At 45.7% G+C, this 14904-nt stretch carries 10 protein-coding genes and 1 pseudogene; 8 read left to right on the top strand and 3 right to left on the bottom strand.

Features of this window, described 5'->3' with window-relative positions; genetic code table 11:
- Window positions 1-134 precede the first annotated feature (134 nt).
- From glgC to ACWA6V_RS06320, 8 genes and pseudogenes are all read left to right on the top strand, one after another.
- Window positions 135-1325 (top strand): annotated as a pseudogene (gene glgC / locus ACWA6V_RS06355) (glucose-1-phosphate adenylyltransferase); the annotation flags it as partial.
- Window positions 1318-3048: a glycoside hydrolase gene (locus ACWA6V_RS06350; RefSeq protein ID WP_449521688.1), complete on the top strand. Its 1731-nt coding sequence runs from the start codon at window positions 1318-1320 to the stop codon at window positions 3046-3048. The pseudogene glgC and the gene ACWA6V_RS06350, both read left to right, overlap by 8 nt.
- 68 nt (window positions 3049-3116) lie before the next feature.
- Window positions 3117-4631: a 4-alpha-glucanotransferase gene (gene malQ / locus ACWA6V_RS06345; RefSeq protein WP_449521687.1), complete on the top strand. Its 1515-nt coding sequence runs from the start codon at window positions 3117-3119 to the stop codon at window positions 4629-4631.
- A 59-nt stretch (window positions 4632-4690) separates the two neighbouring features.
- A complete protein-coding gene (locus tag ACWA6V_RS06340; protein WP_449521686.1) occupies window positions 4691-5053 on the top strand; it encodes a hypothetical protein in 363 nt (120 codons plus the stop codon).
- Between the two features lie 206 nt (window positions 5054-5259).
- Window positions 5260-8358 carry a glycoside hydrolase family 15 protein gene (locus ACWA6V_RS06335; protein ID WP_449521685.1) on the top strand — a complete coding sequence of 1033 codons (3099 nt, stop codon included), beginning with the start codon at window positions 5260-5262 and terminating at the stop codon, window positions 8356-8358.
- Between the two features lie 134 nt (window positions 8359-8492).
- A complete protein-coding gene (locus ACWA6V_RS06330) occupies window positions 8493-9944 on the top strand; it encodes a TrkH family potassium uptake protein (protein ID WP_449521684.1) in 1452 nt (483 codons plus the stop codon).
- Entirely contained in the window at window positions 9944-11473 is a 1530-nt protein-coding gene (locus tag ACWA6V_RS06325) for a sensor histidine kinase (RefSeq protein ID WP_449521683.1), read from the top strand. The genes ACWA6V_RS06330 and ACWA6V_RS06325 overlap by 1 nt, the downstream gene beginning before the upstream one ends.
- Before the next feature lie 68 nt (window positions 11474-11541).
- Window positions 11542-12231: a response regulator gene (locus tag ACWA6V_RS06320; protein WP_449521682.1), complete on the top strand. Its 690-nt coding sequence runs from the start codon at window positions 11542-11544 to the stop codon at window positions 12229-12231.
- Between the two features lie 109 nt (window positions 12232-12340).
- Here the strand turns inward: ACWA6V_RS06320 and ACWA6V_RS06315 are convergent, their stop codons facing one another.
- From ACWA6V_RS06315 to ACWA6V_RS06305, 3 genes are all read right to left on the bottom strand, one after another.
- The gene (locus tag ACWA6V_RS06315; RefSeq protein ID WP_449521681.1) at window positions 12341-13345 is read right to left on the bottom strand and encodes a right-handed parallel beta-helix repeat-containing protein; all 1005 of its coding nucleotides are present in this window, start codon (window positions 13343-13345) and stop codon (window positions 12341-12343) included.
- Between the two features lie 213 nt (window positions 13346-13558).
- Window positions 13559-13924 carry a hypothetical protein gene (locus ACWA6V_RS06310; protein ID WP_449521680.1) on the bottom strand — a complete coding sequence of 122 codons (366 nt, stop codon included), beginning with the start codon at window positions 13922-13924 and terminating at the stop codon, window positions 13559-13561.
- Window positions 13925-13948: 24 nt separating this feature from the next.
- Window positions 13949-14758: a peptidylprolyl isomerase gene (locus tag ACWA6V_RS06305; RefSeq protein WP_449521679.1), complete on the bottom strand. Its 810-nt coding sequence runs from the start codon at window positions 14756-14758 to the stop codon at window positions 13949-13951.
- Window positions 14759-14904 lie beyond the last annotated feature (146 nt).

Here is a 14904-nt window from a genome sequence, read left to right as displayed (position 1 = left end):
CAACAGAACTCGCAACCGCCGGCTGGCAGCCACCCGCGCGCGGCGCAGATTGTTCTCGGCGATCGTGTCTTGTTTCGCGGCCAGGCGCGCCGTGAAGGTGGCGGCCGCCGCACCCAGCGACGTTTGCAGGCGGACCCGGTTCTCCACTACATCAGCTAACACATTGGCGCGCAAAACCAGCAGTACATTTCGGTGGCAAATTCCGCATTATCGATTTCCCTCTCTCTAATTGCGTCAACTCCGGCATTCGCCGTATCAGCGTATTAACCCAATACAAATCGCATTCATTGGATCGTCACGTACAACGCGGCTGGGGGTTTCTGGGGGGCGAACTCGGTGAGTTTGTTGAATTATTGCCCGCGCAGCAGCGCTTGAGTGAATCTTGGTATGCCGGCACAGCCGATGCAGTTTTACAAAATATCGATATCATTCGTCGCCACAACCCTGAGTATGTATTAATTCTCGCGGGCGACCATGTATATAAAATGGATTATGGCACCATGATTGCGGCGCACGTTGAGCGCGGTGCAGATATTACTGTGGGCTGTATTGAAGTCCCTCTGGAGATCGCACATGCATTTGGTGTGATGGATATGGACAAAGATTATCGCATTGTAAAATTTACTGAGAAGCCGGCGCATCCCGAACCCATGCCCGGCAAGTCCGATAAAGCGCTTGCCTCAATGGGCATTTATGTTTTCAGTACCAAAGTACTGTTCCGCGAATTGCTAAAAGATCGCGACAATCCAAATTCTTCACACGATTTTGGTAAAGATATTATTCCATCTATGATCAAATCCCATCGCGTCACAGCATTTCCTTTCCGCGATCCAGTCTCAGGTGGCGATGCTTACTGGCGTGATGTAGGAACGGTTGATTCACTCTGGGAAGCTAACCTTGAATTAACTGGTATCACTCCTGAATTGGATTTATACGACGCCGCTTGGCCAATTTGGACTTATCAAGAGCAAGTAGCACCGGCAAAATTTGTATTTAATGATGAAGGTCGTCGCGGATATGCCGTTGATTCTTTGATTGCTGGTGGTTGTATTATTTCTGGCTCGGCAATAAAACATTCACTGTTATTCCCACGTGTTCGCGTTCACTCCTATTGCGAGATTGAAGACTCGGTTTTATTTCCCAGCGTGGAAGTAGGGCGCCGCTGTAAAATCCGCAAGGCGCTGATTGATCGCCGCTGCAAAATTCCCGAAGGCACTATTATTGGTTACGACGAAGAAGCAGATAGAAAACGCTTCCATATTTCCCCCAAAGGTGTAGTGCTGGTGACTCCCGACATGTTAGGACAGGATGAAATCAATGGCTAACAATGGCAAAACGAAGGTCGTTTTTCTCTGGCATATGCATCAGCCCGATTATCGCGACATTATGACGGGTGAATACTATTTTCCCTGGACTTACCTTCACGCCATTAAAGATTATGTGGATATGGCTGCGCACATAGAAGCGCAGCCAGCTGCTAAAGCTGTGGTGAACTTCGCCCCCATATTACTTGAGCAGTTAGATGACTATGCGCAGCAAATTGCTGCGCATTTAAAAGACCAGAGTAAAAAAATCAAAGACGCAGTGCTTGCGTCATTGGTTGAGCCTGTGTTACCTGCACCAGGCACCATGGCATTTACCGATCTCGCTAAAAAATACTTACGCGCAAATCGCGAGCGTATGATCGAACGCTTTCCTGCCTATCACGAACTCGCTAATGTGGTTGGTACATTTGACGAAAAGCCCTTTATCAGCCGCTATCTGAATGAACAGTTTTTAATAGATTTGGGGGTTTGGTATCACATCAGCTGGCTGGCAGAAATTCCGCGCCGCGCGGACGAGCGCATTCAGCGGCTGCAAAAAAAAGAGCGCAATTATTCGCTGGAAGATCGCCGCGAATTATTGGGTATCATTGGTGAGCTGATCGCATCGATTGGACCGCGTTATCGCAAACTTGCTGAGTCTGGCCAAATCGAATTGTGCATGAGCCCCTATGCACACCCCATTATTCCGCTGCTGATCGATTTAAATAGTGCGAAAGAAGCAATGCCCGACGTGAGTTTACCTAACGCAGCCTTTTATCCCGACGGCCGTAATCGTGCCAAATGGCATCTGCATGAAGGCTTTAAAACCTTCGAGCAATATTTCGGCATGCGCCCACGTGGCTGCTGGGCGTCAGAAGGTTCTCTGAGCGATGAGACGTTAAAGTTACTGCATGAGGCAAAATTTGATTGGGCTGCAACGGGCGATTCGGTGTTGCACAACAGCCTTCGTGCACAGGAAAATCGAACTGTTGCAGAGCAAATCCGTAGCGACAACCAATCTCTGCATCGCGCGTATGAATTTGCCCATGTCAAAATCAATACGTTTTTCCGCGATGACGGCTTGTCCGATCTGATTGGATTTAAATATGCCACCTGGCATTCGGATGATGCGGTTGGCGACCTGCTTAATCACATGGTGCACATAGCCAACGCCAGTAACGATACAAAAAATACGGTTATTTCAGTGATCATGGACGGCGAGAATGCATGGGAATATTTCCCTGAAAATGCCTACCATTTTTTACATACGCTCTATGAGCGTTTAACAACACATCCACAACTTGAGCTTGCGACTTACAGTGAGGTGCTTGATCAGCAGCAACCTGTTCCGGTTGCCATGCCACACCTTGTTGCCGGCAGCTGGGTCTATGGGACTTTCTCTACCTGGATCGGCGACAAAGATAAAAATCGCGGCTGGGATATGCTTTGCGATGCCAAGCAGCAAGTGGATCACGCACTCAGCAAACGCAGTTTTTCCGCTGCGCAATTAGCACAAATTGAAAAGCAACTTGCACTTTGTGAAGGATCAGATTGGTTCTGGTGGTTTGGCGATTACAACCCGTCACAAAGTGTCAGCGATTTTGAATATCTCTTTCGCCGCCACTTAATGAATTTGTATTCACTTATCGAACAACCAGCGCCCGCTTATTTACATCAAGTTATTAGTGTTGGCGGCGGTGATCCAGCTACCGGTGGTGTGATGCGCCAAGGCCATGCAAATTAACAATCCCTGTAGTACTGTAAAAAGATCGAAGTTGTTTTTTTGTAACTTATAAAAAGGGAAGGGCATTGATGGCAGACAAATCACCACTTTTTCAACGACGCACTGCTGGTGTTTTGTTGCATCCAACTTCTTTACCTTGCTCTGAAACTTGTTGGGGTGAAAATAACAAAAAAGCATTCGGCACTTTAGGAAAAGACGCCTATTATTTTATAGATCTTGTTGCCCAAGCAGGGCTGACCATTTGGCAAATGCTGCCCACTGGCCCAACTCAGGCGGATATGTCGCCGTATCAATCTATTTCAGCGCATGCGGGCAATCCAGACTTGATTAGCCTTGACTCACTATTCGAAAAAGGCTGGATAACAGAAGGGGATATCCAGTCAGTTGGTGAAACGTCCCTGTCCTATGCACGTCAGCAGGGCGCGGTTTCTTTTTACCAATATATAGAAGGTGATGCAGGCGAGAGTACTCGACGTTTATTTGAGAATTTTTGCTCACAACAGAATTACTGGTTAGATGATTTTGCGCTGTTCAGTGCATTGCGGACTGAATTTAATGGCTCGTCCTGGAACACATGGCCATTGGATTTGCGTAAACGTAACAACAAGGCACTGGAGAAAATTCGCACTCAACTTAAAGCTGCCATTGATACCGTATTATTTGAGCAGTTTGCTTTTTTTAGCCAGTGGCAAGCACTAAAACAATATGCAAATGAAAAAGGAATTAGTTTGTTCGGTGACATGCCAATATTCGTTGGCCACGACAGCGCTGATGTCTGGGCGCAGCAACATTATTTTCAATTGGATGAAGAAGGTAATCCGCTCACGGTTGCTGGTGTTCCACCCGATTATTTTTCTGAGACTGGACAGCACTGGGGGAATCCGCATTATGCATGGGAAGTCATGGCGGCAGACGGATTCCAGTGGTGGTTAGCACGCTTACGAACACAATTGCAGTTGTTTGACCTAATCCGTATTGATCACTTCCGAGGGTTTGAAGCCTATTGGGAGATCCCCGGCAAAAGTCACGATGCACGTTTAGGTAAATGGGTTAAAGCGCCGGGCGAGGCTTTTTTACAGGCATGTTTTGAAGCTTATCCAGGCCTACCTTTGGTGGCAGAAAATCTTGGTGTGATTACCGATGAGGTTGAAGCGTTACGCAATCAATTTGAATTGCCTGGAATGTTGGTGCTTCAATTCGCATTTGATGGCAACACAAATAATCCACATTTGCCGCACAACCATACACGCAATGATGTGATTTACACGGGCACTCATGATAACGATACGACGGTTGGCTGGTTCGACACGTTATCAGAGGCGAATCGCAAACAAGTGAAGCAATATTGTTTTAATTCCGCAGATGAAATGCCCTGGCTGTTAATTGAAGCAGCGCTGGCATCGGTAGGGCGCATGGCCATTATTCCCATGCAGGACTTTTTGGAGCTGGATGGAGGGCACAGGATGAATATGCCCGGTACAACGGATAAAAATTGGGTGTGGACGTTTTCGTGGGATCAAGTTGACCCCACACTTGCTGAACGTATTCGGCAGTTATTAACAACCTATAACCGTTTGAGCTAGCCGCGCTGTAAGCCAAGGGTAATAGAACATTAATCACTCAACTTTATGTAGGAACCGCTATGGAACACAGATGCAGCGCGCGCTATACAGCCGACATTAAAATCCTGATTTATCGATACGACATTCCGGTAGCCATAGGTCGCATCAAAAACGGCACACGCTACGGTTTATATATCGAATCAGATTTGGCAGATGTAAAGCCGTTGCAACAATTAGGTATAGAAGTACTGGTGTATCGAAGTGCACAGAAATTACAGCGCTACCGATTTGATTCGATTGTTATACACACCACAGACCATGGCTTTGGTGTCGAATTGGATGCATTAGGTGAAGATGCCGGCAATCAGTTGGCTGAAATGCTGCGCGCATCGCCAGAAACCCCACAGGAAAGTGAATTGTTTGATATGGTAGCAAGTGCTTGATGTCGTTGTGACAAAAAGCATCTTTTAGCGTGTTGGTTGAATTCCGAGGAGTAAATGAGTTGGGTTGGAATTATATGTAATTGCGCATAATGTATATTATGTTAAATTGCATATTCTATAAATATCAATAACTTACTCCCCAACTTAATTTCTCCCTTGTTTTTCAAGCAAGGCATTGTACTACTCCATTCGATGGCAATTGCTCTATGAAGCATAAACAACTGTTAGAGCGTCTATACGCTGAAGTCGAAACAGTCATTCTCAGTAAACAGCACCCGGTTACCGGATTGCTGCCTGCAAGTACAGCGATTAATAATCACGGTGATTACACCGATGCGTGGGTGCGCGATAACGTTTATTCCATCGTATGCGTATGGACCTTGGGTATGGCGTTCAAGCACCAGGGTGAAGATCACAAGAGCGACCAGCTACAACAATCCACTATCAAATTGATGCGCGGTCTGCTGCAATCGATGATGCGCCAGGCACAGAAAGTTGAGAAATTTAAGCATTCGCTGGAAAACGGTGATGCGCTTCACGCCAAATACGACACAGCGACCGGCTTACCTGTGGTGGCAGACGATGCCTGGGGTCACCTCCAGATTGATGCTACCTCTGTCTTCCTTCTGATGCTGGCGCAAATGAGCGCATCTGGCTTGCGTATTGTCTGTACGCACGACGAAGTCGATTTCGTTCAAAATCTTGTGTATTACATTGCCAGCGCTTACCGCACGCCGGATTACGGGATTTGGGAGCGCGGTAATAAAGTTAACAATGGTAAAACAGAAATCAACGCCAGCTCGGTCGGTATGGCTAAGGCAGCATTGCAAGCCTTGGATGGTTTTAATCTATTTGGTAAACACGGTGATAGAAGGGCGGTAATTCATGTAATTGCCGATGCAATTTCTTTAGCTAGAACCACCCTCGCCTCACTACTACCGCGCGAGTCACTTTCCAAAGAAACAGACAGCGCACTACTGAGCATTATTGGTTTTCCCGCCTTTGCGGTGGGTAAAGAAACCTTGGCAACACAAACGCGCGATTCAGTATTGACCAAACTTGGCGGCAATTACGGTTGCAAACGTTTTTTATGGGACGGACACCAGACCGTCCTTGAAGAAAGCTCGCGTATTTATTACGAACACGATGAGCTGGGCAATTTTGCGAACGTCGAATCAGAATGGCCTCTTTTCTTCACCTATTTATATATCACAGCATTGTTTGATGGCAGTGAAGCTACGGCAAAACATTATCGGAAAAAACTTGAATCATTAATGGTAAGTGTTGATGGCATTGGCTTGTTGCCAGAACTCTATTACTTGCCATTGGAAAATGTTGAAGCGGAAAAGAAAAATCCTCGCTCACAAACACGCATACCTAACGAAAACGTTCCTTTGGTGTGGGCACAAAGTTTATATTTAACCGGTTTAATGTTAGATGAAGGCTTGGTTAGCACAGATGACCTTGATCCGTTAAAAATGCGGCGCCGCTCTACCCGCTTTATCAAATCCAACATTGCACTCGTGGTATTGGCAGAAAATGACACCATTAAACAACATCTTGCTAAGCACGGTGTGATTGCTGAAAGTTTGCAGGATATTAAACCCATGGGTGTAGTATCTGCATCCAGTCTGATGGAAGCATATGCGCACGTAGGTGAAAATAAATCTCTCGGTTTGTCGGGGCGACCACGTCGACGCGTACAAAGCTTGGCAACATCGCAGACCTATGAAATCAACAACAAAGTCTATTTGAGTTTGTCATGGCTGCAAAGCGAGCGCGAAGATTATCGCCGCTATGACGCACAATGGGTGATAGAAAATCTGACGCAGGAGATTCAGTTTATTTATAAAAACTGGCTCAGCTCAGAAGTCGCAGTATTTACATTAATGATGGATCATCGATTATATAAAGTACCTAATGCGGAGCTCTTATTTGCAACGCTACGCGATTATCAATTGCGTACCGAGCATGAATATGTAGGTTATGCCTCTGCAAACCTCGCTTATCGGGCATCAAGGGTGAATAGCTTATCTATCCCCTATTTCCACATCCCATCAATGAATAATCAAATACTAGCTGCCACCTCAGGCGACGATGCACTCCAACCTGCCCAGTTGGAATCTGCTGCGGCAGCTATGCTCGAACATTTTTACACCGAAAGCGATATCATTACCTATCGCAAGTTTTCGCTTTACGTTAAAAACCGCAAGCTTACCGACAACATTGGTGTTGATGGCGCAGTCATCACGGTGAAAGATCTGATCCGCGATTTTTTCTTTCGCTCACAAAAAGTTAACTACTGGCTATTGTCGCGTTTTTGTTTTTCACAATTAAATTACACGCTCACTGATTTATCAGACAGCTTAACCCTGCTAGCTGCGCGCAACTTAACGATTACCGTTGGCGATAATAATCATACTGAAATCAAAGTGGATCAGTCATTTTCCAATGCTACTTATTTTGAAAGTGTGCGGCAGCTATTTCCCGATTTGCTTGAGCGCACTTTGGTACAGGAATTAATTTCAGCGATTGGCTCGTTGATTCGCTCTGAACCAAAACTGTTCGACGGTTTACATTCTGTGCAATTGCGTAACTTTATGCTGTTGTGTGCAATGGATAAAGGTGATGCTGAAGATGTCAGCATGCTTGAATGGCTTGGGTTACAATCGCCGGCAAAGTTGTACAAAAAAATCCGTTCAATTCTTACCTCGCGCAAGAAAGTATTCTCTCAGGGTATTAACCATATCACTCCCTATAAAATTCATCACAATGAAAATATTGAAGATGAAAATCCGGTGCTTTCCGATGCAATGGATACCGACTGGTTGGAATGGCGTACCGCACGCGGGCTAATCACGCATTTTGATGCCAACTTCCTCAAAGATATTTGGCACAGCTTGATGTTTTCCCAATCCCTGGTATTTAGCAATGCCAGCGGTGGAAGTTTTCACTTGGATTGCAAAACCATTCGCCAATCAATGACCCCGGGGGAGGAAAGTTTCGCGCACTTAATCGATCAACTGACTCATCAACTCTACCCTGCATATTACAAAAGTGCAGTGGTAGAGGCTCTCTATGCCTATACTCAGTTTTGTATTAATAATCCGCAAATGCGCTTTCAAAAGCCTCTGGTTTTTCGTGAAGTGTTAGAGCGTGCAGCGGTACGTTATATGAATGAACGCAGGGCGCAGATGAGCAGCTTGGGTATAGAGACCGACTTGACCGTTTTTATGCAGCAATCGCCGCATATTGTGAATCTCTATGTAACCCTGATTTATGCCGAAATAACCCAACCTTATTGAGTGGGAGCGGAAAAGGCACCCAGGGTGCAGGGTTTTACGAAATATATTTCGCTCCCCCATAGGCTCTCGTTAGCGTAGCGTTTAGAATGCGGCCAATTCCTTGGCGACTCTGCCGCACATTAAAGTTGAGTACTATGAAACTACTAGGGCCTACGCTGCTGATTTTGGGCGCAATCCTGAATATCCTTGCATTGTTTATGTTGGTGCCCTTGGCACTGTCCATCACGTACAACAGCGATAATCAAATCGCCTTTTTTTCTTCCGCCGCCATCACCAGCTTGGTAGGTATTGTTTTTTTGTTGATCGGCAAAAAATCCCGCCTGGATTTTATGCAGCCACGGCAGGTATTTCTGATCACCACCAGCGCTTGGACCGGTGTATCACTTTTCAGCGCATTACCTTTCATCCTTATCGACCACCCCCTTACTCTCGCCGATGCCGTGTTTGAAGCGGTATCAGGAGTTACCTCAACAGGCTCATCGGTCATGGCCGGATTGGATTCCTTACCTAAAGATATTTTGCTCTGGCGCTCCATGCTCAATTGGATTGGTGGGGTGGGAATTATCGGAATGGCGATTGCAATATTGCCGTTCTTGCGCGTGGGCGGTATGCGCCTCTTCAAAACAGAATCATCAGACTGGTCAGATAAGGCTATGCCGCGCGCACAGAGTTTGATGGCAATGATTATTTATTGTTATCTCCTGCTTTCCCTGATTTGTTGTTTGGCGTTTTGGCTGGCAGGAATGGATTTTTTTAATGCCGTGAATCATGCAATGACCACTGTATCTACCGGTGGTTTTTCTACATCGGATAGTTCATTTGCCCAATTTGATAGTTTGTTAATTCACTGGATTGCTATCATATTTATGCTGGCGGGCGCCTTTCCATTTGTGCTATTCGTGCGTTTATTGGTGAACAAAAAATTCATTGTATTTAAGGATACCCAAGTGCGCGGTCTGCTATGGGTTGTGGCAGTGACCACGTTGATATTAACCGCGCAACTCATTCTAACCAATCAAATGGATCCCTTTAGAGCCTTAACGATGGCTTGCTTTAATCTTGTGTCAGTCACTACCACCACAGGTTTTGCATCGGGTGACTATCAACTTTGGGGGGCTCTGCCGTTAATCGTATTTTTCTTTGTTACCTTTGTGGGTGGATGCTCCGGGTCTACAACGGGTGGCATAAAAGTGTTTCGTTTACAAATCTTCGGCGGTCTTGTGAAAGAGCAAATCATGACCGCCATTCACCCGCGCGCCATTATCAGTCGCCGCTACAATAATCGCCTAATCAGCTCGGAAATAATCGCCTCATCAATTTCCTATATGTTTTTAATGACGGCTTGTTTGGTTGTTATCGCAGTTATTCTTGCACTGACAGGATTGGATTTAGTGACCAGCGTGACAGGCGCGGCTACCGCATTAATGAACGTAGGCCCAGGATTAGGCCCAATCATCGGCCCAGCCGGAAATTTTTCCAGTTTAAGCGATACCGCTAAATGGGCGCTTTCTGCAGGCATGTTGCTTGGCCGTTTGGAGTTTTTAACTATTCTGGTGATCTTCACTCCTGCATTTTGGCGCGCATGATGAATGCTGAAAAAGTTCTCCGTAAATTTGCGTATCCCATTGGAATTTTATTTCCCTGGTTGCTCACGCCCTTTGCATTTTTGGTGACGGACTCACTACCCAAAGCCAATGTGCCGCTGCTTTATATAGTGATGGTGGTATTTATCGCCATTAACGTGACTGTGGAATTGGCCATCATTAACGCCCTCTCCAGTTTTTTTGCGTTCAGTTTCTTCTTTGCCGAGCCCTATGGTTCCATCATGATTCACCAAGATGAGGACCTGCTAACAATTTCGCTTTTTCTATTAACATCCATTTTGGTGGGGTACATGGCCACCAAACATAAAAAAAATGTACAGAAAATCCGCATGCGCGAATTTATGACGGATATCGAATTAGAGCTGTTGGAACGATTACCAAAAGCGATAGATACCAAAGATGTCATTGCAGCCTTGCGCGATGCACTCAAGCCTTGGCAGGAGCACTGTGTACTTATAACCCATGAAGACAACTGGGTCACCCACCCTATGATTAGGCGCTTAACCAATTTGCGAAAAACATACTTGGAAGAGTTGCTTGAGTTGCGCTTAACACCAGAAACTATCGCTAAAATTCCTGAGCTTGAACAAGAACACGATGTCTATTTTCTTTATAGCTCTCGTCAGGTAATTGGTTTGTTGCGTATTGCTACTGAAAACATTCAACATTTGCCGCGCGATATTTTTTTACTGCTATTGCATCAAGTTAACATTTCACTGGAGCGGACTCGTTTAGCTGCTGACCTTGAAAAAGAAAAAATTGCCAAAGAAAATGAATTGTTACGCTCATCACTACTATCATCTGTTTCGCATGATTTCCGCACCCCACTCACTACTATGATTGGAGCCACATCAACTGTACTTGAGTTTGGTGAACATCTTGATAAACAACAAACTCGGGAACTTTTAAATACCGTGCTGGAAGAGGCAGAACGACTCAACCGCTACACCCAGAATTTATTAGACATGACTCGCTTGGGGTTCGGCCAGATGCAGCTTGAATGCAATTGGGTGAGCGTAGAAGAAATCTTGAGTGTGGTAAAAAAACGTTTGCGCCCGTTACTGACACAAAACCACCTGACTGAAGTCATCGCAACACAAGTGCCGTCGCTTTACGTGCACGCAGCACTATTGGAACAGGCCATTTTTAACGTGATCGACAACGCCATCAAGTTTTCTCCTCGCAATGCCAGTATTGATATTGAGTGCGTGAAAGAAGCAGATCAAGTTGTAATCACTATTTGCGATCAGGGCACCGGAATCCCCGAAGATGAGCGAGAAAAAGTATTTGAGCGCTTTCATACAGCAGAAAAGGGGGACAGACGTAAATCGGGCAGCGGGCTTGGCTTAACAATTTGTCGGGGAATGATTATGGCACATGGCGGCAATGTCAGTATTCACCCGAACCCCAAACGCGTGGGCGACAGGCTTAATCCAGGATGCTGTGTGCGTATTGCGTTGCCGCTTAGTGATCAGCACGAGCAACAAAAACTCCCAAAATCAGAAGAATAGAGATTTAACAGGGATATAACACAGTTACATAGGGCCATTGTTTATACTTCCAAAAAAATGGAGTCCTTATGAGTAGAATTTTAATCATTGACGACGAACCCCAGATTCGTCGTTTTTTGCAAATAGGCCTGACTGCCCAAGGCTATGTCATTCTGGAGGCCGATACCGGCAGACAAGGTTTGGTATTGGCGGCAGAGGAAACACCCGATCTCATCATTCTGGATATGGGCTTACCTGACCTGGATGGACAGGTAGTACTAAAAAAACTGCGCGATTTTTTCCACCAACCCATTATTGTCTTGTCTGTGCGCAACCGCGAATCCGAAATTGTGCAGGCACTGGATGTGGGCGCCAATGATTACGTAGTCAAACCTTTTGGTATACAGGAATTATTGGCACGTATTCGTGGCTTGATCAAAGCCTTTGGCCCTAGCGTTGAAAGCGTACAAAAATTTCAGGATGAGCGTGTGCTCATTGATCTGCAAGAGCGCAAGCTTACCGTGGATGGTGAAGTCGCGAAGCTGTCGCGCAAAGAATTTGAATTATTAAAACGGCTGATCAATAACGCAGGTCGTTTGGTTACACAACAACAGTTATTGCGTGAAATCTGGGGTGGCACCCATGTGGAAGATACGCATTACCTGCGTATTTTTATCGCCCGATTGCGTACTAAATTGGGCGATGATCCATCCAATCCGCGCTACATAGAAACCGAACCCGGTGTTGGTTATCGATTTTTACCCAGCGTAGAAAATTAACCGCAAAAAAAGCTCGCGATCAAAAAGGATCGCGAGCTACCTGAACGATACATCCTGGTACACACACATCTGCAATTACTCTGTTGACAAACCTGCCGCACCAACGCTTTCAGCGGCAAATTGCCCCTACATTTTCTACCAAGCCCGATGCAGCCTCACTAATACAACCGTGCTTGTTATTAATGAATTGCGCACCCACCATCATGTTATTGATACAAGAAGCATCATTCGCCAAGATCCCCATGCCACCAGAGCGGGAAATCACCACACCGGTAAATGTATTGCCCGTTGCTGCCGTACTCGGATCCGTATTGACTTGCGCAAGAAAAATACCGTGTTGCACGCTATCGCGGATATGCAAATTGGTGAAGGAATTATCAAGCGAATCGCGCATGAAGATACCCACGGTTTTATTGTCGGCGATAGTTACGTCATAAAATTTGTTGTTATTGAATTTGATGTCAGTTGAGATGCCTGCCGCTTTATTACCGTACAGATGAATCCCGGAAAAGGTGCTGTCTTCTGTTTCATAACCCGCCAGACCATCAAACTCATTATCGTAAGAGGTATAGTCGCGGATCGTCAGGCGGCGGCATCCCAGTTCAGTCACCAAGCCACCAGACATGGCGCCATAGACAGTGACAGATTGCACCGTACAATCAACACAGCGTCGAATACTAATACCGTTATTGCGCAATGGAAATTCATCGCTGCAAGCCCCCCCCATACACTCTGAAGATTGGTTAGCACGATTGCCGTCAATCATTAAATCAACAACACGCACGTGGCGAGTTGAGCGGCTGGGAACATTTTCAGCGAGCCCCATAATAATGACCGGCGCGTTGGCATTATCCGCAAGGCGTAAGAGTGTTGCTGGCCCTGCCCCTTTTAAGGTGACATTATTTTTGTCGATAATAATGGGATGTGTGCAAGTATAAGTGCCAGGTAAAAGTGCCAGTTCACCACCTTCAGGAGGTAACTGGTTTATGGCAGTTTGGATCGCATCGCAGGTTTTATCTTTGACGGTTTCTGTCGCATTTACCGGTACAGCACCACTCGTCATAAATACGGCAAGCAGCGTCCAGACAACATGTGCTCTATGAGTGATTTTCATAGTCAGGCCTCTCTCGAACGCAGGAGCTTTTCACTCCGCTTATTTGAAGACTAGCTTCAAAAAACGCAGTAACAATGAAAAATATGCCTTTAGCCAAAAAAAATCTAATTTCCCTTAGAGTCCAAATCGTTGGAGCTATATGTTGGGTATTCCAGAAACACAAAAGGGACCAGAGGTCCCTTTTGTGGAGTTTACGTAATGATATTCAAACAACTACTCTGTTTTTGGCATAAGTGGATTACAGTTCTTAATCGTTACTCTGCCCTCTAACAAACTGCCTTTTGAGTACTCACTGAAAATACAGGTGTTGGTTTTTGGATCGTAATTTTCAATCCAGAGGTTGTCGTCTTTCCAGGTAGCTTGCATATGCATTTGTCCATCGGGAACCGCAATCGACATAACACCGCCAAAATTTTTGACAAAATGCTGTTCGTAATGAAAGAAATACATCCCCCAGCCGATGATTAATATTGCCAAACCACCAATCAACCCAGCTTTCCACTTGAGGTAACGGCCTACCCCCCAAAACACAAAAATGGCAACGCTGATAACGGCAATCCAATACAAATAAGTAATCACAAGATGTCCCTCTGGAAGTAAAAGTTACTTCCTATTCAATAGACTTTTGCGCCCCAACGCAAGCAAACCTAACATCAGCAAACTGATTAACCCCATGCTACCGCTGCCGCCATCATCTTTTTTTGTTTCGGTGATGAGGGTGTTTTTGGTCGGATTCAAGTTTGCTGCAGTATCAGGATCCGCATTTAATACCACAATATTTTGGATAAGCACCAAATGCGCGTCGGTGATTGCCACATTGTTAGTATTATCTTGCGCCGTGTAGTTTCTCAACGGGAAACCCTGAAGGCTGCCCAATGTAAAACGATTGAGCGCAGCAATTGCATCGAGGATCGCCATGCCATTACCGGTTACCTGGCCAAACACCGTAAATCCACCGTTTTGCTTGTCCAAATTTGATGCATTGTTGCTCAAATTAATAAACCATTGATTAGTGGCGCTGTTAGCATCGCTACCCAATTTAGCCATAGCGATAGTGCCGCGTAGATTGGAGTAGACGGGCTCGTTGATCACTTTCGGGTTTTGCGGAATCGCAACCAACGGCAATTGACCGCTGTATCGGTAACCTCCGCCCTGCACCACAAATTCCGGCACCGAACGATGCACGATAGTGTTCTTGTAAGCATCAGCCTTTACATAAGCCAGAAAGTTTTCAACGGTTTTTGGTGTGGTTTTATCAAAGAGATTTACTTCAAAATCACCCATCACAGTTTGGAATTGTACGGTAGTCGCAGAAGCTGCTTGCGCCATTAATAAGCCAGCACCCAGGCATGTTGCAGAAAAGGTGTGCTTGAGCCATTTGGCAGTAGACGTAAACTGGGTGGATGAACGCATGAACGATAAACCTCTAGTTATAAATAGATAGGATATTTTGCCAACGAGGCTTGGGAGCCCAGCCAGGATTGCCGCATCTTATCCTGACTGCCAGCTCCTAAACACCTGAAATTTGTTGGAATTTGTAATACAGCGAGGATCTGTGT

The sequence above is a fragment of the Cellvibrio sp. genome (assembly GCF_053579595.1).
This window is presented reverse-complemented; position numbering and strand designations above follow the sequence as displayed.